At 72.4% G+C, this 24,185-nt stretch carries 27 protein-coding genes; 18 read left to right on the plus strand and 9 right to left on the minus strand.

Going from position 1 to position 24,185, the window contains the following annotated elements:
• Positions 1-44 precede the first annotated feature (44 nt).
• The 5 genes from ABZU32_RS14125 to ABZU32_RS14145 all read left to right on the plus strand — a co-directional run bounded on the left by ABZU32_RS14125 (position 45) and on the right by ABZU32_RS14145 (position 4,753).
• A complete protein-coding gene (locus ABZU32_RS14125) occupies positions 45-1,328 on the plus strand; it encodes an MFS transporter (protein WP_354921713.1) in 1,284 nt (427 codons plus the stop codon).
• Between the two features lie 31 nt (positions 1,329-1,359).
• The gene (locus tag ABZU32_RS14130) at positions 1,360-2,172 is read left to right on the plus strand and encodes a 5-oxoprolinase subunit PxpA (RefSeq protein WP_354921716.1); all 813 of its coding nucleotides are present in this window, start codon (positions 1,360-1,362) and stop codon (positions 2,170-2,172) included.
• Positions 2,169-2,918: an allophanate hydrolase subunit 1 gene (locus ABZU32_RS14135; RefSeq protein ID WP_354921719.1), complete on the plus strand. Its 750-nt coding sequence runs from the start codon at positions 2,169-2,171 to the stop codon at positions 2,916-2,918. Before ABZU32_RS14130 ends, ABZU32_RS14135 begins: the two co-directional genes overlap by 4 nt.
• Positions 2,911-3,807: a biotin-dependent carboxyltransferase family protein gene (locus tag ABZU32_RS14140; RefSeq protein ID WP_354921722.1), complete on the plus strand. Its 897-nt coding sequence runs from the start codon at positions 2,911-2,913 to the stop codon at positions 3,805-3,807. Before ABZU32_RS14135 ends, ABZU32_RS14140 begins: the two co-directional genes overlap by 8 nt.
• A gap of 163 nt (positions 3,808-3,970) precedes the next feature.
• Positions 3,971-4,753 carry a putative hydro-lyase gene (locus ABZU32_RS14145; protein WP_354921725.1) on the plus strand — a complete coding sequence of 261 codons (783 nt, stop codon included), beginning with the start codon at positions 3,971-3,973 and terminating at the stop codon, positions 4,751-4,753.
• 361 nt (positions 4,754-5,114) lie between these two features.
• Here ABZU32_RS14145 and ABZU32_RS14150 read toward each other — a convergent pair whose 3' ends face one another.
• Positions 5,115-5,864: an SGNH/GDSL hydrolase family protein gene (locus tag ABZU32_RS14150; RefSeq protein ID WP_354921729.1), complete on the minus strand. Its 750-nt coding sequence runs from the start codon at positions 5,862-5,864 to the stop codon at positions 5,115-5,117.
• Between the two features lie 217 nt (positions 5,865-6,081).
• On the opposite strand from ABZU32_RS14150, the gene ABZU32_RS14155 reads away from it, so the two are divergent.
• From ABZU32_RS14155 to ABZU32_RS14175, 5 genes are all read left to right on the plus strand, one after another.
• A complete protein-coding gene (locus ABZU32_RS14155) occupies positions 6,082-7,230 on the plus strand; it encodes a (2Fe-2S)-binding protein (protein WP_354921732.1) in 1,149 nt (382 codons plus the stop codon).
• Complete coding sequence (locus tag ABZU32_RS14160; RefSeq protein WP_354921735.1) at positions 7,227-8,078, plus strand: helical backbone metal receptor; 852 nt, start codon at positions 7,227-7,229, stop codon at positions 8,076-8,078. Before ABZU32_RS14155 ends, ABZU32_RS14160 begins: the two co-directional genes overlap by 4 nt.
• 61 nt (positions 8,079-8,139) lie before the next feature.
• A complete protein-coding gene (locus ABZU32_RS14165) occupies positions 8,140-8,859 on the plus strand; it encodes an MgtC/SapB family protein (RefSeq protein WP_354921738.1) in 720 nt (239 codons plus the stop codon).
• A gap of 111 nt (positions 8,860-8,970) precedes the next feature.
• The gene (locus ABZU32_RS14170; RefSeq protein WP_354921741.1) at positions 8,971-9,474 is read left to right on the plus strand and encodes a DUF6789 family protein; all 504 of its coding nucleotides are present in this window, start codon (positions 8,971-8,973) and stop codon (positions 9,472-9,474) included.
• A 133-nt stretch (positions 9,475-9,607) separates the two neighbouring features.
• Entirely contained in the window at positions 9,608-11,059 is a 1,452-nt protein-coding gene (locus tag ABZU32_RS14175; RefSeq protein ID WP_354921744.1) for a peptidoglycan recognition family protein, read from the plus strand.
• Between the two features lie 108 nt (positions 11,060-11,167).
• Here the strand turns inward: ABZU32_RS14175 and ABZU32_RS14180 are convergent, their stop codons facing one another.
• Positions 11,168-11,410, minus strand: coding sequence for a hypothetical protein (locus tag ABZU32_RS14180; RefSeq protein WP_354921747.1), 243 nt, complete (start codon positions 11,408-11,410; stop codon positions 11,168-11,170).
• A 202-nt stretch (positions 11,411-11,612) separates the two neighbouring features.
• Here ABZU32_RS14180 and ABZU32_RS14185 point away from each other — a divergent pair, with 202 nt between their 5' ends.
• The 3 genes from ABZU32_RS14185 (at position 11,613) to ABZU32_RS14195 (ending at position 13,785) form a co-directional block, all read left to right on the plus strand.
• The gene (locus tag ABZU32_RS14185) at positions 11,613-11,822 is read left to right on the plus strand and encodes an EF-hand domain-containing protein (protein ID WP_354845625.1); all 210 of its coding nucleotides are present in this window, start codon (positions 11,613-11,615) and stop codon (positions 11,820-11,822) included.
• Positions 11,823-12,026: 204 nt separating this feature from the next.
• A complete protein-coding gene (locus ABZU32_RS14190) occupies positions 12,027-12,626 on the plus strand; it encodes an RNA polymerase sigma factor (protein ID WP_354921750.1) in 600 nt (199 codons plus the stop codon).
• Positions 12,619-13,785, plus strand: coding sequence for a CU044_5270 family protein (locus ABZU32_RS14195; protein WP_354921753.1), 1,167 nt, complete (start codon positions 12,619-12,621; stop codon positions 13,783-13,785). The genes ABZU32_RS14190 and ABZU32_RS14195 overlap by 8 nt, the downstream gene beginning before the upstream one ends.
• On the opposite strand, the gene ABZU32_RS14200 is transcribed toward ABZU32_RS14195, so the two are convergent.
• From ABZU32_RS14200 to ABZU32_RS14215, 4 genes are all read right to left on the minus strand, one after another.
• Complete coding sequence (locus tag ABZU32_RS14200; protein WP_354921756.1) at positions 13,740-14,435, minus strand: hypothetical protein; 696 nt, start codon at positions 14,433-14,435, stop codon at positions 13,740-13,742. The two genes, ABZU32_RS14195 and ABZU32_RS14200, sit on opposite strands and share 46 nt — an antisense overlap.
• Positions 14,436-14,548: 113 nt before the next feature.
• Positions 14,549-15,826: a hypothetical protein gene (locus ABZU32_RS14205; protein WP_354921759.1), complete on the minus strand. Its 1,278-nt coding sequence runs from the start codon at positions 15,824-15,826 to the stop codon at positions 14,549-14,551.
• A 273-nt stretch (positions 15,827-16,099) separates the two neighbouring features.
• Positions 16,100-16,708: a histidine phosphatase family protein gene (locus ABZU32_RS14210; RefSeq protein ID WP_354921762.1), complete on the minus strand. Its 609-nt coding sequence runs from the start codon at positions 16,706-16,708 to the stop codon at positions 16,100-16,102.
• 127 nt (positions 16,709-16,835) lie between these two features.
• Positions 16,836-18,305: a PEP/pyruvate-binding domain-containing protein gene (locus ABZU32_RS14215; RefSeq protein WP_354921765.1), complete on the minus strand. Its 1,470-nt coding sequence runs from the start codon at positions 18,303-18,305 to the stop codon at positions 16,836-16,838.
• Positions 18,306-18,363: 58 nt separating this feature from the next.
• Between ABZU32_RS14215 and ABZU32_RS14220 the strand changes: the two genes are divergently transcribed.
• On the plus strand, positions 18,364-18,759 hold the full coding sequence (locus tag ABZU32_RS14220) for a DNA-binding protein (RefSeq protein WP_354921767.1): 396 nt from the start codon (positions 18,364-18,366) through the stop codon (positions 18,757-18,759).
• Complete coding sequence (locus ABZU32_RS14225) at positions 18,756-19,391, plus strand: transcriptional regulator (RefSeq protein WP_354921770.1); 636 nt, start codon at positions 18,756-18,758, stop codon at positions 19,389-19,391. The genes ABZU32_RS14220 and ABZU32_RS14225 overlap by 4 nt, the downstream gene beginning before the upstream one ends.
• Before the next feature lie 16 nt (positions 19,392-19,407).
• Here the strand turns inward: ABZU32_RS14225 and ABZU32_RS14230 are convergent, their stop codons facing one another.
• Entirely contained in the window at positions 19,408-20,052 is a 645-nt protein-coding gene (locus ABZU32_RS14230) for a helix-turn-helix domain-containing protein (RefSeq protein ID WP_354845594.1), read from the minus strand.
• Between the two features lie 303 nt (positions 20,053-20,355).
• Between ABZU32_RS14230 and ABZU32_RS14235 the strand changes: the two genes are divergently transcribed.
• The 3 genes from ABZU32_RS14235 to ABZU32_RS14245 all read left to right on the plus strand — a co-directional run bounded on the left by ABZU32_RS14235 (position 20,356) and on the right by ABZU32_RS14245 (position 23,170).
• Complete coding sequence (locus tag ABZU32_RS14235; RefSeq protein ID WP_354921773.1) at positions 20,356-21,171, plus strand: hypothetical protein; 816 nt, start codon at positions 20,356-20,358, stop codon at positions 21,169-21,171.
• Between the two features lie 84 nt (positions 21,172-21,255).
• A complete protein-coding gene (locus ABZU32_RS14240; RefSeq protein ID WP_354921776.1) occupies positions 21,256-22,029 on the plus strand; it encodes a hypothetical protein in 774 nt (257 codons plus the stop codon).
• Positions 22,030-22,033: 4 nt separating this feature from the next.
• Positions 22,034-23,170: a radical SAM protein gene (locus ABZU32_RS14245; protein ID WP_354921779.1), complete on the plus strand. Its 1,137-nt coding sequence runs from the start codon at positions 22,034-22,036 to the stop codon at positions 23,168-23,170.
• 127 nt (positions 23,171-23,297) lie between these two features.
• On the opposite strand, the gene ABZU32_RS14250 is transcribed toward ABZU32_RS14245, so the two are convergent.
• Positions 23,298-23,642, minus strand: coding sequence for a hypothetical protein (locus tag ABZU32_RS14250; RefSeq protein WP_354921782.1), 345 nt, complete (start codon positions 23,640-23,642; stop codon positions 23,298-23,300).
• A complete protein-coding gene (locus tag ABZU32_RS14255) occupies positions 23,639-24,061 on the minus strand; it encodes a hypothetical protein (RefSeq protein WP_354921785.1) in 423 nt (140 codons plus the stop codon). Before ABZU32_RS14255 ends, ABZU32_RS14250 begins: the two co-directional genes overlap by 4 nt.
• Positions 24,062-24,185: the final 124 nt, after the last annotated feature.

The following is a 24,185-nucleotide window of genomic DNA, read 5'->3' on the forward strand; positions in this document are numbered from 1 at the left end:
GCCGGTGGCGCCTCCCGTCTGGCAGAGTGGCAGCGAGGTGCGCCATGACGACGTCCAAGCCGGAACCAGCCGCATACCTCCCCCACGACGAGCAGCCCCACAAGGGCGCGTTCGCCTGGTACTCCACGCTCAGCGACAAGGGCCGCAAGGCGTTCGCCGGGGCCTTCCTCGGCTACAGCCTCGACTCCTACGACTTCTGGGTGCTCCCGCTCGGCCTGGTGGCCATCGCGGGCACTTTCGGCCTCGGTACGGCCCAGACCGGGCTGCTCGCCACGGCCACGCTGGTCTGCTCCGCGCTCGGCGGCGTCATCGCGGGCGTGCTCGCCGACCGGGTCGGCCGCGCCCGCACGCTCATGATCACCGTTTCGGTCTACGCGCTGTTCACCGCGCTGTGCGGCATCGCGCCCAACTACGAGACCCTGCTCGGGTTCCGCGCTCTGCAGGGCCTCGGCTTCGGCGGCGAGTGGGCGGCCGGGGCCATCCTGGTCGCCGAGTACGCCCAGGCGCGCCACCGGGGGCGGGCCGTCGCGGTCATCCAGAGCTCGTGGGCCATCGGCTGGGGCCTCGCCGTCCTGGTGTACACGCTGGTGTTCCAGTTCCTGGACGAAGACCTGGCCTGGCGGGTGCTGTTCTGGACCGGCGCGCTCCCGGCGCTGGCGGTGATCTACGTACGGCGCAACGTCACCGACGCGCCGATCTTCACCGAGCAGCGCGCCACCGGCGACCGGGTGTCACCGCTCGCCGTCTTCGGCGACGGCCTGCTGCGCACCACGGTCTTCGCGACGATGCTCGCCACCGGCGTGCAGGGCGGCTACTACACCCTGGCCACCTGGGTGCCCACCTACCTCAAGACCGAGCGCGGCCTGTCGGTCATCGGCACGGGCGGCTACCTGGTCTTCCTCATCACCGGCGCGTTCTGCGGCTACCTGACCGGCGGCTACTTCACCGACAAGATCGGACGCAAGCGGACCTTCGCCATCTTCTCGGTGCTCAGCGGCGCGCTCATCCTGCTCTACACACAGCTTCCGAGCTCGGCCGGCGAGTACGTGATGTTCCTCGGCTTCCCGCTCGGGTTCTGCTCCTCGGCCATCTTCTCCGGCTTCGGGGCCTACCTGGCCGAGCTGTACCCGAGCGCCATCCGCGGCACCGGGCAGGGCTTCACCTACAACGTCGGCCGCGGCCTCGGCGCCTTCTTCCCCACGATCATCGGATACCTCGCGACCGCCTACAGCGTCGGCGGCGCCATGGCGTTCGGCGCGCTGGCGTACGGGCTCGCGGTCGTGGCCCTGCTGGGACTGCCCGAGACCCGGGCCCGGCGCCTTTCCTGACCCACCCGCACGAGTCAATTGGGAGCCCATCGTGTCAGGCCCGATCGCGACGGCCGGCCGCCCAGGCCCGGTCACGACCGTCGACCTCAACTCCGACCTCGGTGAGGGGTTCGGCCGCTGGAGCCTCGGCGACGACGAAGCGCTGCTGTCGGTCGTCACCAGCGCCAACGTGGCCTGCGGCTTCCACGCGGGCGACCCGACGATCATGCGGCGCACGTGCGCGACCGCGTCCGCGCTCGGCGTCGCGATCGGCGCCCAGGTGAGCTACCGCGACCTGGCCGGCTTCGGGCGGCGCTTCATCGACGTGCCGCCCGAGACGCTGACCGACGAGATCGTGTACCAGATCGGGGCCCTGGACGCGTTCGCCCGGCTGGCCGGGACGCGGGTGAGCTACGTCAAGCCGCACGGCGCCCTGTACAACGCGATCGTCCACCATGAGGAGCAGGCGGCCGCGGTCGTCGCGGCCGTCCGCGCCTACGATCCCGGGCTGCCGGTGCTCGGCCTGCCCGGCTCGCAGTGGCTGCGCCTGGCCGTGGAGGCGGGCCTGACCGTCGTCCCCGAGTGCTTCGCCGACCGGGCCTACACCCCCCAGGGCACCCTGGTCCCGCGCGGCGAACCGGGCGCGGTGCTGCACGACCCCGGCGAGGTGGCCGAACGCTGTCTGCGCATGGCGCGCGGCGAGCCGATCACCGCGATCGACGGCACGCCGCTGACGGTCACGGCCGCGTCGATCTGCGTGCACGGCGACACCCCCGGCGCGGTCGCCATGGCCCGGCGGGTACGGGCCGCGCTGGCCGCGGGCGGCGTCGAGGTGGCGCCCTTCATCGGGAACCGGGCGCCATGAGCCCGCGCCTGCGCAGGTGCGGGGACAGCGCCGTCCTGGTCGAGCTGGACGGGGTCGAGGAGGTCCTGGCCCTGTACGAGGCACTCGCCGCCGACCCGCCGCCCGGGGTGACCGACCTGCTCCCGGCGGCCGGGACGCTGCTGGTCCGCTTCGACGGGCCCCGGCGCCGCGAACCGGTCGAGTCGGCGATCCTGCGTGCCCGTCCGGCCGCCGGCCGGCGCGCGACGAGCGGGGAGGTGACCGTCCCGGTCGTCTACGACGGCGCCGACCTCGCCGACGTGGCGGCCCTGACCGGGCTCTCGGAACGCGAGGTGGTCCAGGCGCACACCGGGACGCCGTGGACGGTGGCCTTCTCCGGCTTCACCCCCGGCTTCGGGTACCTGGTCGGCGGCGACCCGCGGCTGCGGGTGCCGCGCCGCACCGAGTCGCGGGTGCGGGTCCCCGCCGGGGCGGTGGCGCTGGCGGCCGGGTACAGCGCGGTCTACCCGCGCGAGTCGCCCGGCGGCTGGCGGCTCATCGGCCGCACGCCGCTCTCCGTGTGGGACCTCGCCGCCGACCCGCCCGCCCTCCTGCGCCCCGGCATGCGCGTGCGCTTCACCGAGACCACGCCCGGGACCGCGACCGGGACCATGCCCGGGACCGCGACCGGGACCATGCCCGAGACCGCGACCGGGACCATGCCCGAGACCGCGACCGAGATACAGACCGAGGTCGCCCCCGGCCGCGGGGAGGTCCGTCATGGGTGAGGCGGAGCGGCCGGGCTGGCTGGAGGTGCTGGCCACCGGGCCGCTCACGACCGTGCAGGATCTCGGGCGTCCGGGCCGCGGCGACCTCGGCGTGGGACGGTCCGGCGCGGCCGACCGGGCGGCGCTGCGCCTGGCGAACCGTCTGCTGGCCAACCCCGAGGGCGCCGCCGCGCTGGAGGTCACCCTGGGCGGGCTCCAGGTGCGCGCCCACGGCGACCTGACGATCGCGTTGAGCGGGGCGCCGTGCCCGGCGACCGTCACCGACGCCGCCGGCCGGGCGCGGGGAGCCGGCCACCAGGCCGTCGAACGGCTGCCCGACGGAGCCACGCTACGGCTCGGCGTGCCCCGGCGCGGCCTGCGCACGTACCTGGCGGTGCGGGGCGGGCTGGACGTGCCGGAGGTACTCGGGTCCCGGGCGACCGACATCATGGCCGGGGTCGGCCCCGACCGGCCGGCGCGCGGCTCGGCGCTGCCGGTGGGGCCCCCGCCGGAGAGGTTCCCGATCGTGGACCTCGCCCCGGTGACCCCCCTGTACGCCGGGGAGCCCGTCCTTTCCGTCCTGCCCGGACCCCGGGACGACTGGTTCGCCCCCGGAGCGCTCCAGGCGCTGTGCGCCGAGCCGTACGAGGTGACCGTCGACAGCAACCGGGTCGGCATGCGGCTGCGCGGACCGTGCCTGGAGCGGGTGCGGGAGGGCGAGCTTCCGCCCGAGGGCATGGTGCCGGGCGCGCTGCAGGTGCCGCCTTCGGGGCAGCCGACGCTGTTCCTGGCCGACCACCCCGTCACGGGCGGGTACCCGGTGATCGCGGTGGTCCGCACGTCCGACGTGGACCGCGCGGCGCAGGTCCGCCCCGGCCAGCGCGTCCGGTTCCGCCTGGCGCGCGCGTGACGCACGAGGCCCGCCCATGAGGCACGAGAGCCGCTCATGAAGCGCGAAGCACGCCCATGAAGCGCGAGAGCCGCCCATGAGGCACGAAGCCCACCCGTGACAAACGAGAGCCGTCCATGAAGCACGAGGCTCGCCCATGAGGCGCGAGGAAGGAGACGAAGGCATGCTGGATCCCGCTCTGTTGACGCCCCGCGAGGCCCGGTCGCTGTTCCGCGAAGGGCTGGTGACGCCCACGTCCGGCTGGTCGGCCGGCTGGACGCAGGCCAACCTGCTGGCGCTCCCCCGGGACCGCGCGTACGACTTTCTGCTGTTCGCCCAGCGCAACCCGCGCCCGTGCCCCGTGCTGGACGTCACCGAGCCGGGCGAGGTCGCCGCTTCCGTCTTCGACGGCGACCTGCGCACCGACCTGCCCGCCTACCGGGTGTACGAGAACGGCGAGCAGGTCGCCGAGGTGCCGGACGTGACCGCGTACTGGCGCGACGACCTGGTCTGCTTCCTCATCGGCTGCAGCTTCACCTTCGAGGCCGCGCTGCTGGAGGCGGGGGTGCCCGTGCGGCACCTGGAGAGCAGGACGAACGTGCCGATGTACCGCACGAACCGCGACTGCCGGCCCGCGGGCGGGCTGTCCGGGCCCATGGTCGTGTCCATGCGCCCGGTGCCCGCGCACCTGGTCGCGACGGCGGTGCGGGTCACGTCCCGCTACCCGGCCGTGCACGGTGCTCCCGTCCACGTCGGCGACCCCGGCGCGCTGGGCGTGCGCGACCTCGACCGGCCCGACTTCGGCGAGCCGGTCGAGGTGCGGGCGGGAGAGATCCCGGTGTTCTGGGCCTGCGGGGTGACCCCGCAGGCGGCGGTCATGCGCTCGCGCCCGCCGTTCGCCATCGGGCACGCGCCTGGCCACATGGCCATCACCGACGTCAGGGACACCGCCTACCTGGTCCCCTGACCCATGCCGAGCCCGGGCCCCCTGATCGGGTCCGAAGGATTCAACGGCGCGCTAATGCGCTGTCCACGTACCTTCACCGGCTCTGGCGCCGTAGCAGGCGCCGGCATCGCCGTACCACGACCCGCCGACCCGGCGCCGATCACTGCAGCACATGGCCGGGGTGGAGAGCCGCGCCGGTCAACGTCACCGCGCTAGCGGTCATCGAGGGAATCCGGGGAAGCCAGCCCGAAGGACACCGCACAGGAGACCTCCCCGAGCACCTTTGTGGTCACCGCGCTAACGGTCATCGAGAGAGTCCGGGGAGGCCAAGCCGAAGGACACCGCATAGGAGACCTCCCCGAGCACCTTTGTGGTCACCGCGCTAACGGTCATCGAGGGAATCCGGGGAGGCCAGGCCGAAGGAGGCCGCGTAGGTGACCTCGGCGAGCACCTTCTGGCCGTTGGTGTTGGGGTGGAAATAGTCCCACGTGCTGAGGTCCGCGAGCGCGAACGGGTACCCGAAGACGGCCCCACCGTCGTACCGGCAGGCGGGCCGCTCGGCGCACACCGTCGACAGCACCGTGTTGTAGTCGGCGACGCGCTGGCGCACCCGGTCGCGCCGGGCGGCGTCGGCCGCGTCGGTCGAGCGGGGACGGGCGAGCATCGACTGGCAGATGTCCAGTGCGGCCCACGCGGTGCGCGCGGCGAGGTTGCCCTTGCCGACCTCCCACAGCCGCTTAAGGTCCGGCACGCTCGCGACGAAGATCGACGCCTCGGGCAGCCCGGTGGAGAGGGTGTCGATGGTGGCGCGGAACCTCGTCTCGAAGTCGGCCACCGTGGCGCCGGACTTGGCGTCGTTGTGGGCGACCAGGGACGGGTTGGCGGCTCTGAGGCGCAGGTAGTGGCTGTTGACCGAGCTGCTGGACCCGGTGGACCACGACCGGGAGGTGCAGTCCAGGTAGAAGCCGCAGGCGTTGAAGCCGCGCGTGATGGAGTCGCCCATCGAGGCCATCGAACCGGGGACCGGCGGGGCCGCGGCGAGGGCCGGGGACGGGAGCGCCACGGCGAGGGCGGGGAGGAAGACGAACGCTACTGCGGACAGGAGGACGAGGGTGCGGCGGCGGATGTCCAAGCTGGCTCCTGGGGTGATCCCCCGATCGGCTGTTGCTCAGACTGTCGGCCCGTCCCGGCCGGTTGACAACCTCACACCACAAGTTACTGACTTGTTGGTAACATCCGGCCGGCCCGGCCACCGGCCCGCGCCGCTTACCGGACGGGTACGTTCGGACTGGGCCTGATGCGAGGATTGACCGGGTCAGGCGTACCGAAGCGGACCGGGGGTGAGGGGTGTGCGGGCGGATCCAGGTCTCGTCGCCGAGACCCTCGCCGAACTCTCGGCCATCGGTCCGTACTACGCCATCTCCCCCGGCCCTGACTCCGGCTGTGACCGCGACCCCGGCTCTAACCGCGAGCCCGGCTCTGACCGCGAGCCCGGCTCTAACCGCAACCCCGGCTCGGACCGCGGCTCGGGCTCGGGCTCCGGGTCAGGCGTCCGCTTCGACCTCGGCTCCGGCTCCGGCTCCGGCTTCGGGGAGGACGGGGGCTGGCGTCCGCTGAGTGAGCTCGTGACGGACACCGGAGCGCTGCGCGCGAAGATCGAGGATTACCAGCGGCGGCTCGGCGCCGAGGAGATCCGCGTCGCCGCCTCCATCCTGTTCCAGGGGCTCGCGGCACGGCTGTGGTCGCCGATCGTCGGCGCAGTCGCCGCACGCGGCCTGATCCCGGCCGAGGCTCCGTCGGACATCCACTGGCGCCCGGCTCCCACCGGCCCCCTGCCGCTACGCGCCGCCGTCACATCCCACTGGGTCGTCCTGCCGGACGAGGGGGGCTCCTTCAGGGAGGCCCTGCCGGTCGGCGGGGACTCGTCGACGCGAGATGTGCCGGCCGGCGGGACCTTCTCCTGCGGCACCCTCCCCGAAGGCGGGGCCGAGTCGCAGGGCGGCGTCGGGTCGCAGGGCGCTGGCGGACCGGAGGGCGCTGACGGACCGGAGGGCGCTGGCGGACCGGAGGGCGGGGGCAGGTCGCAGGGCGCAGGAGGGGCGGCCGAGGTGGCTTATCGGGTGGTCGTGACCGAGTTGCTGGAACCCCTGCTGGGCGCCGTCCGCGAGATCGCCGGGGTCTCCGTGCCGCTCCTGTGGGGGAACGCCGCCTCTTCGCTCGCCGGGACGTTGCGCACCCTCCCCGTCGCGCGACCGGACCTCGGCCCGCGCGCCGCGCGGTTCGTGCGCGAGGTGCTCGGGCTCGGCGTGCTGGCCGACACCGGGCGCCTCGCCGAGCCCGCGCCCGGCTGGTACTCCTTCGTGCGGGTGAGCTGCTGCCTGTACTACCGCGTCCCCGGCGGCGGGATGTGCGACGACTGCGCCCTGCTCGACCCGGCGGTCCGCGAGGCGCAGTGGGCGCACGCCGCGCGACGGGCGGGAGAAGGGGCCGGGACATGAGACTCCTCCACGACGATCTCGGCCTCGCCGTGCCGGTCCCGGGTCGGGTGCGCCGGGTGGTGTCCCTGGTCCCCTCGCTGACCGAATCGGTCGCGGCGACGGCTCCAGGGCTGCTCGCCGGCGCGACCGACTGGTGCTCGCACCCCGCCGATCTCCAGGTGACCCGGGTGCGCGGCACCAAGAACCCCGACGTGGACGCCATCGTGGCGCTGCGTCCGGACCTGGTCGTGGCGAACGAGGAGGAGAACCGCGTCCCCGACCTGGACGCGCTGCGCGCGGCGGGCGTGCCCGTCTGGGTCACGGTCGTCCGCACGCTCGACGACGCGTTCGCCTCTCTGCGCCGGCTGCTGGTCACCGCCCTTGGGCTGCCCGAGCCCGCCTGGCTCTCCGCCGCCGAACGAGCCTGGAACACCGGCACCGGCACCCGTCCCGGGCCGGATGGTGGCACGGGCGTCGCGGGCTCGACGGGCGCCGCCGGAGAGGTGCGGCGGGCGGTGATCCCGGTGTGGCGGAAACCGTGGATGGTGGTGGGGCGGGACACCTTCGCCGGGGACCTGCTGATGCGCCTGGGCGTGCGCAACATCTACGCCGGTCACGCCGAGCGCTACCCGCGCATCCCCCTTCCCGAGTTGCTGGACGCCCGTCCCGACCTGGTGGTCCTGCCGGACGAGCCGTACCGGTTCACCCCCGGCGACGGGCCGGGCTTCTTCCCCGGCGTCCCCGCCGCGCTGGTCAGCGGCCGGCACCTCACCTGGTACGGCCCGTCGCTGGCCGAGGCCCCCCGCGTGGTCGCCGACGCGCTCGCCGCCGCCCGCGCGGCTCCCCCTCCGGACGAACAACCGCGCTGACCTGCGCAGACGTGCGGCGTGCTCTCGTGGTGGGAGGGCGGGACTGTTCTAATCTGGTCGAATGGTGGCGGCATATCTCGGCGGCCTTCCCGGGCAGGGCTGGACACAGGTCGGGGAGCTCGCCCTGGCGTTCGTCCTGTCGGCGGCCATCGGGGTCGAGCGCGAGATCCGCCAGAAGAGCGCGGGCCTGCGCACGCACATCCTCGTCGGGTTCGCCGCCGCCCTGATCATGCTGGTGTCCAAGTACGGCTTCCAGGACGTCCTCGGGCACAACGTGAATCTGGACCCGTCCCGCGTGGCCGCGCAGATCGTGTCGGGCATCGGCTTCATCGGCGCGGGGCTGATCTTCATCAGGCGGGACGCCGTGCGCGGCCTCACCACGGCCGCGACGATCTGGCTGACCGCCGCCGTCGGCATGGCGTCCGGGGCGGGGCTGTGGCTGCTGGCGATCATCGTCACCATCGGCCATTTCATCGCGGTCTTCGTGCTGGCCCCGGTCTCGGACATGCTGCCCCGTTCCAAGTACGCGCCGTCGCGCGTCCACCTTTCGTACCTGCCGGGCCGCGGGGTGCTGCGGCGGGTGCTGGAGGTGTGCAGCGGTCAGGGGTTCACCATGAGCGAGGTGTCGGTCGACCAGCGCGCCGAGAAGGACCCTCCCGCGGTGACGCTGTGGCTCAGCGTGCACGGACCGGGGCCGGTCGCGGAGCTGACGGCCACGCTGACCGAGATCGACGGCGTCCTCGCCGTCTCCGGCCACGACGCCGACTCGGCCATCCCTTGACCGAGAACGACGGGGTGCTCACCCTCTCCGGCCGCGACGCCGGCTCGCGGCCGTTCCCCGGCCGCGCGGGCCGCCCGTTTTCGGGACCGGCCGTGAGGGCAGGTAGCGGCAATGATCCGTGACCTCGTCAAAGGCGCCGTCAGCGGCACGATCGCGACCGCCGCCCACACTGTCGTCATGATGACCGGGAGCCGGGCCGGGCGGTCGTGGAAGCCGCCGCCCAAGCACATCGTCCGAGCGGTGCTGCCCGGCTCGAAACACCGGCCCAAGCCGGGCGAGAACGTGCTGGCGACGGTCGCGCACGTCGGCTTCGGCGCCACCGCCGGCGGGCTGTTCGCGATCCCGTTCCGGCGGCGCCGTCCCCGCGTGGCGGAGGGCATGGCGTACGGGCTGGCGATCTGGCTGGTCAGCTACCAGGGGTGGGTGCCGGGCCTCGGCGCCATGCCGCCCGCCCACCGCGACCGGCCGGACCGGCAGGCCGTCCTGGCCGCCGCGCACGTGACGTACGGGGCGGCGCTGGTGCTCGCCCTCAACGCGCTCCGCCGTGACGAGGGGAGACCCGCCGAGACGGGCCCCGTCTCCCGCGAACGCCCGCTCACCCCCACCGGCCACTGACCCCTCGGCTCCCGAGGTACGGCCGCATCCGTTTCATGCGGATGTATGGGTTTTGGAGCTTTCTTATATGAGTCCTCCGGACGCTGTACGGCACGGCGCTTCGCACCAGGAGCGCCCGTGTTGAGGAGGACCCATGATGGCTTTCCGCGTCCGCCGCTCACATCGCCTGGCGGTGGCGCTGGCCGGTCTGCTCGCGGCTCCCGTCTGCCTGTTCGGCGCACCGGCGAACGCCGCCCCGGCCGCACCGGCCGACCCCTTGGGCGGCGCGTTCAGCGGCGCGGCGGCGAGGTACGAGGTGCCGCGCGATCTGCTCGTCGCGCTGGCCTACGCAGAGACCCACCTCGACGGGCACGACGGCGCGCCCAGCGCGAGCGGCGGGTACGGCGTGATGCACCTGGTCACCAATCCGACGCGCCACACTTTGGAGCAGGCCGCCGCGCTCACCGGCAGGCCGGTCGCGGCGGTGCGGTCCGACAGCGCGGCCAACATCGCCGGCGGCGCCGCGGTGCTGCGCGCCGAGGCGGACGGGCTGGGCCTGCGCGCCGCCGACCGCCGGGACATCGGCAGGTGGTACTCGGCCGTGGCCAGGTACGGCGGGGCCGCGAACCCCTCCTCCGCCCGGCTCTACGCCGACACCGTGTACGACCTGCTCGGCGCCGGCATCCACACCGTCACGCCCCGCGGCGAGACGGTGGACGTGCAGGCCAGGACCGTGGACCCCGACCGGGGCGCGTACGCCGACGCGCCCGACCTGAACGCTCCGCGTCTCGCGGCCGCCGCGGACTACCCGAGCGCCCACTGGGCGGCGGCCAGTACCAGTAACTACCGGGTCGGCAGCCGGGGCGCGAGCACGATCGACCGCATCGTCATCCACGTGATGCAGGGCTCGTACGCCGGGACGATCTCCTGGTTCCAGAACCCGAGCGCCAAGGTCTCGGCGCACTACCTGGTGCGGTCGTCGGACGGCGACATCACGCAGATGGTCCGCGAGAAGGACGTCGCCTACCACGCGACCGTCTACAACGACCGTTCCGTCGGGATCGAGCACGAGGGGTACGTCAACGACGCGAGCTGGTTCACCGACGCGATGTACCGCTCGTCGGCGGCGCTGACCCGCTACGTCGCCGACAAGTACGGCATCCCGAAGGACCGCACGCACATCATCGGCCACGCCCAGGTCCCCGGGACCGACCACACCGACCCGGGGCCCAACTGGAACTGGACCAAGTACATGCAGTACGTCACCGGGGGCTCAGGCGGCAATCCGTACACCCCGGAGCAGGTGTGCGGCACCGGCTACAGCGTGATCGACTCGGCGGCGCTCGGCACGTCGGGGACGGTGTACCTGCTGTACGACACCTCCAGCGGCCGCAACTGCGTGGCCACGATCAAGAGCACCTCGCTCGGCACGGCCACGGCCACCTCGGCGTACCTGGAGGTGCAGGGATCGACGAGGATCACCGACTCGGGCGACTTCGCCTACTACGCGGGCCCGGTGCGCGCTTCGGCGGCCGACAAGTGCGTGAAGTGGGGCGGCAAAGCCGGTTCGTCCACCTACGACAGCCCCTTCGAACACTGCGGCTGACCGCGCCTGGAACACCGCGGCCGACCGCGCCTGGAACACTGCGGCCGACCGCGCCCGGGCCACGGCCGTCCGAGGCCGCCTTCCTCCGGGAGGGCGGCCTCACCGCTCTCAGGGCTGCTCGCCCAGGCGGCGGCGCAGGTCCTCGCGGCGGGCCTCCAGCGTGTTCATGAGCTGTTCCTGCTCGTCGGCCATGGCGATCAGCATGGAGACCTCGGCCGCGTCGGTCGGGGCCTCGGCACTGCTTCCGACGGTCCCGCGCAGCTCGGCCACGGTCTCGCGGAGCTTCACCAGGTCTTCCTCGACCATGTCGAGCTCTTCCCGTAGCCGGGCCTGGTCACGCTCGGCGGCCATCAGCGCTCCCTTCTTCTCACCAACTCTCACCAACCCCACATACCCATCTGCGGCACGGCAATCCCGGACGGACGTCCGTGCCCGCCCTGGTACGGCGCGCGGACGCGGCACGGCGCCGCAGGTGACGTAAGTGAATGAAATCCCGAAATGGTGGCAGTTGGCGCACTAAGGTGCTGGACGACCTAACTCGCGAGGAGTGGCTATGAGCGATTACGCGGTGACCTTCGACCTGGTAGACGTCGACAAGGACGGGCTCATCTCGGCCGGGGAACTGCTGCGGCTGATGGACGTGCTCGGCCAGCCCGTGTCCCAGGAGGCCGCCGACGCGGCGGTCCAGAAGCTCGACCTGGACGGCGACGGGCGCATCTCGCTGGAGGAGTTCTCCCGCTACCTCGCCGCCACGACCGGCTGACCCGTCCGAACGGTCATCGAAAGCCCGTCAGGTCGCCGCTCTCACCGGAGGGCCTGGCGGGCGCGCAGGTAGATCTCCACGCTCACGCCCCGTAAGAGCCGAAGGGGTGTCGCCGTACGGAGAACGGCGAAAAAGTGGGACCTGAGGATGCTCGTGCCGCCAAGTAGAGGGTGGAAGCACCGAGAATCCGAAAGAGGACCGCACGTGATAGGTGCCCAGGCACTGCTCGAGGGCTCCACTGCCGACGACTCGACCGTGATCGCGCGTTCGCTGGAGCAGCCCGAGATGTTCGCGGTGGTGTTCGACCGGCACGCCGACGAGATGTTCCGGTACGCCGCACGGCGTCTCGGGGCCGAACTGGCGGAGGACGTCGTGGCCGAGACGTTCCTGGTCGCGTTCCGCCAGAGGGCACGATACGACCTCGCGCGTCCCGACGCCCGTCCGTGGCTGTACGGGATCACGACCAACGTGGCCTCGCAGCACCGGCGGGCCGAACGCCGGCGCACGCGCGCCGCCGCGCGGGTCGCCGCGGACCGTCCGGGCACCTTCGACGAGCGCAGCGACGAACGGGTGGCCGCACAGCAGCTCCAGCCGCGGCTGGCGCGGGCGCTGGGCGCGCTGTCGGCCCGCGAGCGCGACCTGCTTCTGCTCGTCGCCTGGGCGGACCTGAGCTACGAGGACGTCGCCGAGGCCCTCGGCATTCCCGCCGGGACCGTGCGCTCCCGGCTGCATCGCGTCCGCGTCAAACTCCGCCGGGCGCTCGGTGGCAGCGACCCCCTCACCTTGGAGCACCAGCATGGCTGACGAGATCCAGTCGTTCAGGGACGGCCGTCCGGACGCCCCGCCGTACCGGCCCGGCGCCCGGGAGGGCGCGCGGCGCCGCCTGCTCGCCCAGGCCGCGAACGGTTCGCGCGCCCGTCCCCGCCTCTTCCGGACGGGCGTTCCCCGGACCGGCTGGCAGGCCGCCGCGGCCTTCGGGGTGACCCTCGCCCTGGTGGGCGGCGTCGGGGTCGCCCTCTCCTCGCGTCCCGCACCCGTCCCGAGGCCGGCCGCCGTCGCCACCGCCGCCTCACCCGAGCCCGCGACCGACGCGGTGTCGCTCGCCCCGTCCGTGGACGGCACGGAGCTGCACCCCCGGCCGGGCCAGTTCGTCCTGGTGGAGTCGGAGACGATGTACACGATGTCCACAGTGTCCACGGTGTCCACGGCCTCCTCCGCCGGGCCGCAGGGCGGGACGCACTACCTGTACCGGACCAAGCGCAAGATCTGGCAGTCGGCCGACGGGACGGCGCGCGGTCTGCTCTCGATCGAGGGGCTGCCGTCCAAGCCGTGGCCCGGCGAGTCGCTCCCCGCGGACGCGAAGGGATGGCCCGGCGAGCAGTGGCACGACATCGCCGGGCACTGTCCGGGCACGCCCGACGACTCCCGCACCGACTACGCCTACGTGAGCACCCTGCCCGCGGACGAGGCCGGCATGCGCGAGCACCTCTACGCGCGTCCCGGAGGGAAGGTGGGCGCCGACGACGAGGCGTTCACGGCGGTGGGCGACCTGGTGCGCGAGAGCTACCTGCCGCGCGCCCAGCGGGAGGCGCTGGTGGCCGCGGCCAAGACGATCGGCGGCGTCGAGGTGGCCGAGGGCGTCGAGGACGCCGCCGGGCGCCGGGGCACCGCGGTCGGCAGGGCGCGCGACGGCGTCCTCACCCAGCTCATCTTCGACCCGGCGACGTCCATGTACCTCGGGGAGCGCGGCACGGTCGTCGACGCCAAGGCCGCGGGCGCGCCGGTGGGCAGCGTCCTGGCCCTGACCGCGCGGCTCAAGACGTCGGTGGTGGACGAGCTGCCGCAGGTCGGCGGCACGGAGCGGGACTCCAGCTGCGAGCAGGGCCCGGGCACCCCGAGCGGGGGCGCGACGCCGGTTCAGACGAGCCCGACCACGAACCCCTCGTCCCGCACGCCGAGGTAGAGGTTCGGCCGGTGGGCCCGCATCCCCCGGTCGATGGGGTCGATGTGCTTGGGCGCGGACCCCAGCGGGAGACGGTAGCCATTCTGCACCCGGTGGAACTCCCAGAGGGGCTCCATCTCGGGGTGCCTGACCCGGAAGCCCGGGTCGGCCGGGAACAGGTCGACCCGGACCATCACCTTGCGCGGCAGCAGGTAGTCGTCCAGCTTGAACCGGCGCTGGACGGTGCGCGAGACGGCGACCCCGGACAGCTCATGCCAGGGGACCGCCCATGACGTGCCGCGCGGGTCGTCCCACCGGATGCCGACCTGCTCGATGACCAGCTTGCGCGGCCGGGTGATCTTGCGCCAGGCGAGCAGCGGGAGCAGCCCGAGGGCGATGAACACCACGCCGAGGACTCCGGCGACGACGGTCGTGGCGGGTCCGCCGTCGACCTGCCCGGTCAGCGCGGACGCCACCGTGACCACGCCGAGCGTCCCGGCGACGACGGCGGCCGCGACGGCCTTGGCCTTGGAACCGGCCCCCACGTCGACCACCACCGGCTCGGCCGCCGCCTGCGGCCGAGCGCCTCCCTGCGGGGACCGCCCCAGCGGCGAGGCGGCCTGCACGAACTGGCCAGGGGGGATCCGCTCCCCCGGTCCCGGATATGCCACAGGGGGATGGTAGAGCGAAACATTAGCGAAATACCGGAATTCGCACTGACACGCCGCAGAAATCCGGAGTTATCGCGCTATGTCATAGTCGGACCCCGCCAGGGAACCGGCGGTCACTCGGTGACGTACACCTGGCTGAAGACCTCGGAGAGCTTCTTGAGGTCCTGAGTGATGCCGACCTCGGGGGCCGCCGGGCTGTACATGGTGGACAGGCGGCGCTGGAGCGGCTGGAGCTTGGTGAGCTGCTCCCAGGCGGGCGTGGAGGCCAGGCCGGATCCCATGACGCGGTAGGTCGCCCCCGAGGTGTCCTGCCAGCGGGTCCACAGGTTGACGGTGGCGGCGCCGTCCTTGAGCGGGGCGGCGATGCGGTCCTGTGCCACGGCGGCGGCCTGCTCGGTGGTCAGCGGCGAGGCGTTCTTGCCGGCGAGCCCGGCGTCCTCGGCGGCGATCTGCGCGAGCGTGTCCCAGGCCAGGGACTTGACCTTGCTCCACTGGTTGCGCTGCGCCTGCTGCGGCGTGATCTTCCAGGTGGCGTACGCCGACGACAGCAGGCCGGAGTCGAGCGCGAGCTGGTCCACCGAGCCGGAGGTCAGCAGCGGCTCGATGTGCTCGGGGGTGAGCAGCGGGTACTTCTTGGTCATCTCGGTGCCGCAGGAGTCGTCGGCGCCGCACCCGAACGCGGGGACCACGGTGTGCACGCCGAGCTTCTTGCCCGGGGCGATCTGGTGCAGGGCCTTGGCGGCGGCGGTGACGAACCCGCTCATCTCCTCGGGCGTCTTGACCGCGCCGTTGTAGCCGAGCTGGGAGGTGAAGCGGATGCCGACGACGCCCGGCTGCGCGGCGAGCGCGCCGACCTTGCGCACCGCCGCGGCGAAGGTCGCGGCGCCGGCCTTGTAGTCGTCCAGCAGCTCGGTGTCGACCCAGACCCGCATGTTGCTCGCCGCGGCGGCGGCGATGGCCTGCCCGGCGGGGGTCTGCGCGGCGGCGGCGATCTCCTGGGGGGTCACCGAGCAGTTCTCGCCGGCGGTCTGACAGGCCGGCGGGGTGCTGTCGTCCTGGTAGTCCTGGGGAGCCGGGTCGCCGTCACCGTGCGCCTGGCCGTCGCCCTCGCCCTCGGCGGAGCACTGCTCGACCGTGCAGTCGATCCAGCCGACCGGGTACTCGGTGGCCTCCTTCAGCTTCGCGCCGTCGTCCTTGGCCCAGAACCGGACGATGTCCAGCGCCTCGCCCGGGTCGGCCATCCAGAAGCACTGAGGGTCGGACTGCGAGCCGCCGTTGGTGACGTTCTTGCAGTCCTCGGCGCCGTCCTCGGAGAACGCCGTGGCGGCCGGGATGCCCACCGCGAGAACGGTGAGGGCGGCGCTGAGGGCGAGGGCTCTCCTGATTCGCATCAAGCGTCTCCTTGGGCGGGGGCGATACGGCCGAGCATCGTGCAAAACGATCGAAACGACTGTATCGGGCACATCTCTACACGACCAGAGGAACCATACGATTGCTCCAGCACCAAGAATCCCGCTGACGCGGCCCACCGTGCCCTCAGCTCGCATGATCCTCCCGCACGACACGCTGGTCCGAACCCGGATTTCACGCACCCGTCCGACCCGCGTCACTCCCCGTTCCGCCACCCCCGCCCGTCCGACACGTCTACGGAGGCGGAAGCCGCCTCACGGCCTCACGCGTTCGGAGAACCCGGTCCAGCGCAGCTCGGACGGAAGGTGGCTCATGTCGTTGAACATCACGATCGCGGGCGGCAGGCCGTCGCGGTAGTCGATGACCGTCAGTGCGGTGTTGGCGCTGTTCAGGCCGAGCCACCGGGACGGCGGCGCGTCCAGCGCGTGCCGCACCAGCCAGGCGATCTGGAAGGCGTGCGTCACCAGGACCTCGTGCATGTCGGCCCCGGCTCCCTCCGAGGCGGGGGCCCGCGCGAACCGGGCGACCAGCGCGTCGGCGAGCCTGCGGCCCGCGGCCACCTCGGCGTCGTCGTAGCCGTCGAAGAAACCGGCCCGGGACGGGGGCATCTCAGCCGCGTCGGGGACATAGGGCACGTGGTCGACGAGTTCGGCGGCCTCGGCCACGGGCACGTCCGGCAGATGCCGGGCGAGTTCGCGCGCGCTCGCCACCGCGCGCGGCAGCGGGGAGTGCCACACGGCGTCGACCGGCACGCCGGCGAGCCGCTCGCCCAGCAGGCCCGCCTGCCGGCGCCCGACGTCGGTCAGCTGCCCGGCCGCGTCGGCCGCGCCGTGGCGTACCAGATAGAGGTGTCGCGTCGTCATGAGCGGTGAGGATACGGGGCGCCCTGTACGGGCCCGTCTCCCTCTCCTTCCGATCGTGGGTGCGCGGCCGGCGATGGTACGGGCGCGGCGACGCGCCACCCTCGGCCCGCCGGCGGCGCACCGCCCGTCAGCCGGTGGCGGTGACGGTGCCGGCGGTGCCGTCGACGGTGAGGACGGTGTCGTCGCGCAGCCTGCTCATCGCGTCCGGGACGCCCAGGACGGCGGGAATGGCCTGCTCGCGAGCGACGATCGCGGCGTGGGAGAGCACGCCTCCGGTCTCGGTGACGACGCCCGCGACGACGCGCAGCAACGGCGTCCACGCGGGGTCGGTGAACGGGCAGACGAGGATGTCGCCCCGGCGCACGCGCCCGAAGTCGCCGGGACCGCGCACGACCCTCGCGGCGCCGGTCACGGTCCCACGGCTGCCCGGAGTTCCCCTGAGCACGGTGTCCCCGGTATCCCCAGCGACCCTCGTGTCCCCGGCGATCCCCGTGTCCCCGGTGTCCGCGGTGTCCGCGGTGTCCGCGGTGTCCGCGGTGCGCGCGCCGTCGTTGGCGTCCTCGGTGTTCCGGGTACCGTCCATGTCCTCGGCTTTCGCGGCGTTCGCGGTGTCCGGGGCGACGGGGGGCACGGCCGGTGGCGGGGCAGGCGGCGGGGGCGCGGCGGTGACCGGCCGTGCCTGCAGGACCCAGAGGCGGCCGTCGGCGATCGCCCACTCGATGTCCTGCGGCCCGCCGAGCACGGCGGCGATCCGCCGTCCCAGCCCGGCCAGCCGCTCGGCGGTCGCGTCGTCGATCGCCTGCTGCTCACGGGCACGGATGGGCACCTCGGAGACCACGAGCCGCGCGCCGTGCCGATCAAGGCGGGTCCGTTTGTCCCCGACGGTGCGCGTGACCGAACCATTGCCGGCGACGCGGTAGGCGTCCGGGGCGACCTGTCCCCCGACGACACTCGGGCCGAGGCCGAAGGACGCCTCGATCAGGGTCGGGTCGTCCGCGTCCGCGGGCGTGAACATGACCCCGGACACCTCGGCGTCCAGGTGGCGTTGGACGATGACCGCCATCGCGAGATCGCCGGCCGGCCGGCCGGAGGCGTCGCGGTAATCGATGGCACGCGGAGAGAACAGCGAGGCCCAGCAGGCACGTACGGCATGGGTGACGCCGGCGGTGCCGCGCACGGCGAGAAAGCTCTCGTGCTGCCCGGCCGCCGACGCCTGGCCGGTGTCCTCGCCCGCCGCCGATGACCTCACCGCCACGGGCCGATCGCCGAGCTCGCGGAGTCCTCGCCCCACCGCCTCGATGACGGCGGCGTGGACCGGACGGGCCTCGATCGCCCGCCGCGTCGCGTCGAGCTCGTCCGGCCGGCCGATGACCCGCACGGTGGCCAAATTGTCCGTCTCGGCCGTGAGCCGCGAGGTGGCGCGATCCGGGTCGCGGGCGGACCGCCCGATGTCCAGGTCGCGGACCGCGGCGCGATAGGCCGCGTACGGGAGGACGAAGCCGTCCGGCACCGGCAGGCCCGCGCGGAGCAGCGTGCCGAGCGCGCCGGCCTTGCCTCCGCAGGTGTCCGCGACGGCCTCCCCGAGGGGTACGATCACCCGTCCACCCTTCAACGTTCTGTTGACAACTTTTCGTTGATTCTGCATCCTGATCCGCATGTCACGCAAGCAGGACATCGCTCACACCGAGCGCGCCGACCACGCCCAGGCCCAGCGCGAGCGCGACGCGCGTGGGCGTCTCCTGACGCTGGGCGCCGATGCGCTCGAGGCCCGCCCGTGGCGCCCCTCACCCGTCCCGCCGTCCGCGGTGGACCTGGTGAACTTCGCCGTCTGGCGCTGGGCGGACCTGACCCCGGAGGACATCCTGGGCGCGCTCGCCCTCATGCCCGCCGCACGCGCCGAGGTCGAAGCGCTCGAAGCCGGCCTGCTGTTCACGGCCCGCGGCGCAGGGCTGACCTGGGCGCAGATGGCACAGGCGATGGGGTTCAACTCCCCGCAGGCATGCCAGCAGCGCTACACCCGGCTGACGACGCGGCGGGAGGCCGGCTCATGACGCGGGACTCCGCGCCCGACCTGCTGGTCCTGCACTCCGTGCGCGTCACCGGGTTCGCCGACACCCCGGTGATCGCTCGTCGGTACGGGCTCGACCCGGCCGAGACCGAAGAGACGCTGCGCGACGCCGAGGCGTACGGATGGGTCCAGCACACCGCATTCGGCGGCACCGCGGGGTGGTCGCTGACCGAGCGGGGCAAGGCCGAGAACGAGCGCCGGCTCGCGGCCGAGCTGGCACATGCCGGCGGCGCCGAGGAGGTCCGTGAGGTCTACCGCGCGTTCCTCCCGCTGAACGCCCTCCTGCTCCAGGCCTGCACCGACTGGCAGCTCCGGCCCACCGCCGGCGACCGGCTCGCCGCCAACGACCACTCCGACCACGCCTGGGACGCCCGGGTCCTGCGGGAGCTCGGCGACATCGGCCGCGCGCTCACGCCGCTGACGGACCGGCTCTCACGCGTCCTGGTCCGCTTCCAGGGCTACGACGAACGGTTCGCAACGGCTCTGGAGCGGGCGCGAGCCGGGGACGCCGCCTGGGTCGACCACACCGACGTCGACTCCTGCCACCGCGTCTGGTTCGAGCTCCACGAGGACCTCATCGCCACCCTCGGCCTCGACCGCCACACCGCCCCCTGAACCTTGCTCAGGTGACTCAGGTGAGGGCTTCGCTCAGCTCGACGGCCGCGGCGACGACGCGCGGGCCGAGGGTGGCGGTGTCCAGGGCGCCGAAGGTCACGATGCCCACCGACGCCTCCAGCCACGGCAACCTCGGCAACGGAGCGGCGACCCCCCGGGCGCCCTCCTGGAGCTGCCCTTCGGTCACCCTGTAGTCGGTACGGCCCTCGCGCAGAGCCACGATCGCCAGCCCGGCGGCGCCGCGCGACAGAGGATGGCGGGCGCCCTCGCGGTAGGCCACGTGCATGTCGGTCCACGTGGGCTCGACCACGGCGATGGCCAGCCCCTCGTCGCCCTCGGCCACGGTGAGGTGGGCGGTGGCCCCGGCGTCCTCGGCGAGCCGGCGCAGCGCCGGGAGGGCCGCCGCTCTGAGCAGGGGCTGGACGGCGCGGGCCAGCGCGAGGACGCCGAATCCGAGATGGGCGCGCCCTTCGGCGTCCCTGCGGGCGAAGCCCTCGTTCTGGAGCGTGGTGAGCAGCCGGTAGACGATCGGACGGCTCAGCCCGAGCTCCTGGGCGAGCTCGGTGGGAGTACGGGCGCGATGGCCGTCGGCGAGCAGCCGCAACAGCCGCAGCCCCCGCTCCAGCGTCTGCGCCGACTCCGGACTCCCCTTGTGATCCACCTTCCCGATTATCCGGTCCTCGCCCCCACCACCGCCCTCCCACCCCGCGCGCCTCGTACCCGCGGGACCCACCCGGTGACCGCTGCCGGCGGTGGAGGCGCCAGGAGACCTCGCGGATATCGCGAAGCCACAGCCGATGTGTCGATGACGGCCCGACCGAAATGAATTCGATGATGCTCTATTCACCAGGTTTCATTCACCAGAAATGCACGCATTGACAGACTCCTGACAGCGGTGCACCATCAAGCTGGAGTCCCAACCCTGAGTGATCACCTTATCCATTATGTGAAAGGACCACGCTCAGTGGATCGCAACGAATTCTCCGGCGCCGAGCCCCCCGCGAAGATGTCCCGTCGTGACATGGTGAATTCCCTAGGCGGTGGAGTTCTGGCCGCGTTCGGGGCCGCACCCTCCCACGTTTCCGCCAACGGCGTGTCGAGTGCCACCGCCGCGGCCGCGGGAGGTCCGGGTGGCCCATCCGAATGCCCCGGACCGCCGTTGCAGATTTCTCCGAGCGAGGTCAGTTCCCGGCTGAGGTCGCTGTACACCACCATGCTCGGGGACAGCCAGCTACAGGCGCGGTTCATTCAGAATCCGTCCAGCGTCCTGGTCCAATACGGCATGGCCTCGTCGCTGACCTACGAGGCGGCCAGCGCCGCGAACCGGCTGTTGTTCTCCATCCTGAGCAACCCCGCCTTCCGGGAGTGGCTGCGCTCCTATGCGGCGCAGCACATCGGCACGAGGGTGGATCCCCGGCAGGCCGCTCAAGATCTCACGGTGGCCATCCGGGACTTCGGAGATCCGAACCTGATCAGCGCGATGGTCGAGTCCGCGACCGTGGGACAGCCCATCCCGGGTGCCGGTTTCGGACCGCTCGCGAACCAGTTGTTCCACAACAATGCGGCCGGAACCACTTTCGTCACCCCGGTGTCGAGCCCGTCGGCCAGTGACCAGAGACTCAATAGCACCTCCAACTTCGACGGCACAGGAGAGAGCCTCGGCGCCCCATCGGTGATCGATCCCGTCCTTCTGCGGACGCTCGCCGAGCAGTTGACGACCCGGGCGCAGCAACTGTCGAGTGCCGGAGCCCTGTCCGATCTCCGCACCCGAATCTTCTGACAGGAGCGCCGGCACTCCCCGCGGCGCGGCTGAGCCGAACCCGATCTGAGTGATCATCCGCTTGCGTGTGGAAGAGGAAATCCAGTGGCTCGCGACGAATCCGACAGCACCCGACTCCCCGAACACGTCTCTCGCCGCAAGGCGATCGCCATGGGCGGTGGGGCCCTGGCCGCCATCGGCGGCGTTTCGGCCGCGTCCGCGCCGGCCGCGGCGGGTGCGGCGGCCGTGACCGACTGCCCCGGCTCGCCGTTGCAGATCTCCGCGAGCGAGGTGTACTCCAACCTCAGGTCGTTGTACTCGACCATGATGACGAACAACTCGATGCAAGCGCAGTTCATCCAGGATCCGTCCGGCGTTCTGGCCCAGTACGGCATGCGGTACACGATGCCGGCCGATGCGACCACGGCCGCGAACCGGCTGCTGTTCTCCATCCTGAGCAACTCCGGCTTCCGGGAGTGGCTGCGGTCCTATGCGGCGCAGCACATGGGCACGAGGGTGCCTCCGTATCAGGCCGCCAACGACATATCGGCGGCCATCCGGCGTTTCGCGGACCCGAACCTGATCACCGCGATGGTCGAGTCCGCGACCGTGGGTCAGCCCATCCCAGGTGGTGGTTTCGGACCGCTCGCCAACCAGTTGATAGTCAACAATGCGGCCGGAAGCGTATTCGTCACCCCGGTGTCGAGCGCCAATGAGGCCAAGAGCTCCCAGAACTTCAGCGGCACAGGGGAGAGCCTCGGCCCCCCGTCCGTGATCAGTTCGGCCCTCCTGCGGCAGCTCGCCGAGCGGTTGACGACGCGGGCACAACAACTGTCGCAGGCCGGAGTGCTGTCCGACCTCCGCCAAGAGATCTGGTGACCTCATGGAGCAGACAGCCGACACCGGCGACGTGACGAACTCCGACGATAACCCGCTCCAACCCGACGAGCAGTCGCTCGTCCGCGGAGTCAAGATCCTGTCGATCATGCCGACCTTCCGCTGCACGGCGGCCTGCACCAGTTGCGGCACCTACAGCAGCCCGGCGGAGCGCACGGTCCTCAACCCGCAGGCCATCCGCGCGGCCATAGCGGAGGCCCACCGGCTGGGCTTCGGGATCGTGGTCTTCACCGGCGGTGAGGCCACGCTCCAGCGACGCGACCTGCTCGACGCCATCGCCTACGCGACGAGCCTCGACCTGCCGACCCGGTTGGTCACCAACGCATACTGGGCACGGAGCCCGCAGAAGGCCGCGCGGGTCCTCGATGAGCTCATGAGCGCCGGCCTCACCGAGATCAACTACAGCACCGGCGACGAGCACATCCGCTTCGTACCGATCGACCGCGTCGCGATCGCGGTCGTCGAGGCGGTGAAGCGCCGGCTGCCCGTGCACGTCATGGTCGAACTGAGAGCAGAGCGTGCGGTGACGCGGGACACCGTCCTCGGCCGCCCCGAACTGCGCGCGCTGTCGGATGCGCAGCGGGACATGGTCAAGGTGGTGGAGAGTCCGTGGATGCCGCTCGATCCGCATCAGGTGGAGCGCTATCCCGATGGCCTCACGACCGATTCGGCCAACATAGCGGAGCGGCCCGGCTGTGACAGCCTGTTGCGCACCTACACCCTGCAGTCCGACGGCAGGGTCGCGGCGTGCTGCGGGCTTGGCATGCGCGCCATCAACGAGCTCAACGTCACCACCATCGACGAGCCCGACTTCCTCGCACGCGCCGTGCAGACCGCGGAGTCCGACGTGCTCAAGCTGTGGATCCACTCTCTCGGCCCCGACCGCGTCCTGCAGTGGGCCGCCGAGAAGGACCCCTCGATCCAGTGGCAGGGCATGTACGCGCATCATTGCCAGTCGTGTCATCGGCTCTACCAGGATCCGAAGGTCCGCGCCGTCATCCAGGAGCACGGCCACGAGATGATCGGGACGGTCGCGCAGACCCTCTGGCTGGACGAGTACCTGGCGCCGGCGGTCATCGACCAGGCGATGCCCCCGAAGGCCGGCCTCGACATGACCAGGTGACCTCACCCTGCCGTCCACCGGCGAACGAGACCGGATTCCGGGGCGCCAGAGGAGGAGCGCGGGCGTGCCCCGGCCTCTGAGCTCCGGTGGCGTGATGCCCTTGCGGTCGCGCCCAGGGGGCGTGCGCTCACCCTGCCGCGTCCGCGGCGATGTCCTCGGCGGCGCGGGCCGGGTCGGCCGCCGCGCACGCCCGCACAGGCAGGCCGTCGGGCCGTTTGACGAGGTACCAGGCTCCGCCGCCGGGTACGTCGACCACGGCGACGGTGGCCGCCAGCCGGCCGCACCCGTACACGTCCATCTCGGGCGGCAGCGGGAAGCCCTTGTCGAACCCCCAGCGCATGGGGAGATGGACGCGCTCGACGTGGCGGCAGCGCAGGCCATGGGACTCCAGGTACTTGGCCAGCTCACGCAGCGCCCGGCGATGCTCCTCGGCCCGCCCCTCCGGCATGCCGTACATCAGCGTGCCCGTCACCCCCGGCTCCCGGCGCGGGGACCGAGCATCCCGCAACGCGGCGTCCACAGCTCGGGCGTCCCCAGCTGCGGCGTCCGGGGGCGAGGGACGGGGCGCCTGCTCTCGGAGTCGCGCATGAGGGCGCAGAGCTCGCCGGGAGTGGCGGCCTCGACCAGCGGCTCCGCGACCTCGGCCGTGCGGGCGATGGCGTAGAAGCGCCGCGAGTAGACCCCGTACATCACCAGCCACCCGGGTTCCAGCAGCCCGAGTTGCCCGGCCCTGGCCTGCTGCTTCTCGTCCCACGCCTTCCGCCCGCCGTCCGGGGCAAGAGGTTCGGGCATGGTCGCGGGCCGCCGGAGGCGGTGCCGGCCGGTGGGGGGACGTCGCGAGAACGGGAGGCGGCCGCGGCCGGGACGGCGGCGCGCATCGAGGAGGGCCATGTCGTACTCCTGATCGACCTGTGGACAACTCGGCGAACTGGCGTTCTGTAATCGACTCGTCATTTAGAGTCATCAGTACGTTCGTACGCGTGCGGAGCCCGGACAAGAGCTGATCGACAGTGCT

The sequence above is a fragment of the Sphaerisporangium sp. NPDC005288 genome, assembly GCF_040607475.1.
GTDB classification, from domain to species: domain Bacteria; phylum Actinomycetota; class Actinomycetes; order Streptosporangiales; family Streptosporangiaceae; genus Sphaerisporangium; species Sphaerisporangium rhizosphaerae.

What these genes read in the sequence shown, in the direction of transcription:
- ABZU32_RS14125 (WP_354921713.1), top strand. Translation starts at nt 45, where the DNA reads ATGACGACGTCCAAGCCGGAACCAGCCGCATACCTCCCCCACGACGAG.
- ABZU32_RS14135 (WP_354921719.1), top strand. Translation starts at nt 2,169, where the DNA reads ATGAGCCCGCGCCTGCGCAGGTGCGGGGACAGCGCCGTCCTGGTCGAG.
- ABZU32_RS14140 (WP_354921722.1), top strand. Translation starts at nt 2,911, where the DNA reads ATGGGTGAGGCGGAGCGGCCGGGCTGGCTGGAGGTGCTGGCCACCGGG.
- ABZU32_RS14145 (WP_354921725.1), top strand. Translation starts at nt 3,971, where the DNA reads ATGCTGGATCCCGCTCTGTTGACGCCCCGCGAGGCCCGGTCGCTGTTC.
- ABZU32_RS14160 (WP_354921735.1), top strand. Translation starts at nt 7,227, where the DNA reads ATGAGACTCCTCCACGACGATCTCGGCCTCGCCGTGCCGGTCCCGGGT.
- ABZU32_RS14165 (WP_354921738.1), top strand. Translation starts at nt 8,140, where the DNA reads ATGGTGGCGGCATATCTCGGCGGCCTTCCCGGGCAGGGCTGGACACAG.
- ABZU32_RS14170 (WP_354921741.1), top strand. Translation starts at nt 8,971, where the DNA reads ATGATCCGTGACCTCGTCAAAGGCGCCGTCAGCGGCACGATCGCGACC.
- ABZU32_RS14175 (WP_354921744.1), top strand. Translation starts at nt 9,608, where the DNA reads ATGATGGCTTTCCGCGTCCGCCGCTCACATCGCCTGGCGGTGGCGCTG.
- ABZU32_RS14180 (WP_354921747.1), bottom strand. Translation starts at nt 11,410, where the DNA reads ATGGCCGCCGAGCGTGACCAGGCCCGGCTACGGGAAGAGCTCGACATG.
- ABZU32_RS14185 (WP_354845625.1), top strand. Translation starts at nt 11,613, where the DNA reads ATGAGCGATTACGCGGTGACCTTCGACCTGGTAGACGTCGACAAGGAC.
- ABZU32_RS14195 (WP_354921753.1), top strand. Translation starts at nt 12,619, where the DNA reads ATGGCTGACGAGATCCAGTCGTTCAGGGACGGCCGTCCGGACGCCCCG.
- ABZU32_RS14205 (WP_354921759.1), bottom strand. Translation starts at nt 15,826, where the DNA reads ATGCGAATCAGGAGAGCCCTCGCCCTCAGCGCCGCCCTCACCGTTCTC.
- ABZU32_RS14210 (WP_354921762.1), bottom strand. Translation starts at nt 16,708, where the DNA reads ATGACGACGCGACACCTCTATCTGGTACGCCACGGCGCGGCCGACGCG.
- ABZU32_RS14220 (WP_354921767.1), top strand. Translation starts at nt 18,364, where the DNA reads ATGTCACGCAAGCAGGACATCGCTCACACCGAGCGCGCCGACCACGCC.
- ABZU32_RS14225 (WP_354921770.1), top strand. Translation starts at nt 18,756, where the DNA reads ATGACGCGGGACTCCGCGCCCGACCTGCTGGTCCTGCACTCCGTGCGC.
- ABZU32_RS14245 (WP_354921779.1), top strand. Translation starts at nt 22,034, where the DNA reads ATGGAGCAGACAGCCGACACCGGCGACGTGACGAACTCCGACGATAAC.
- ABZU32_RS14255 (WP_354921785.1), bottom strand. Translation starts at nt 24,061, where the DNA reads ATGGCCCTCCTCGATGCGCGCCGCCGTCCCGGCCGCGGCCGCCTCCCG.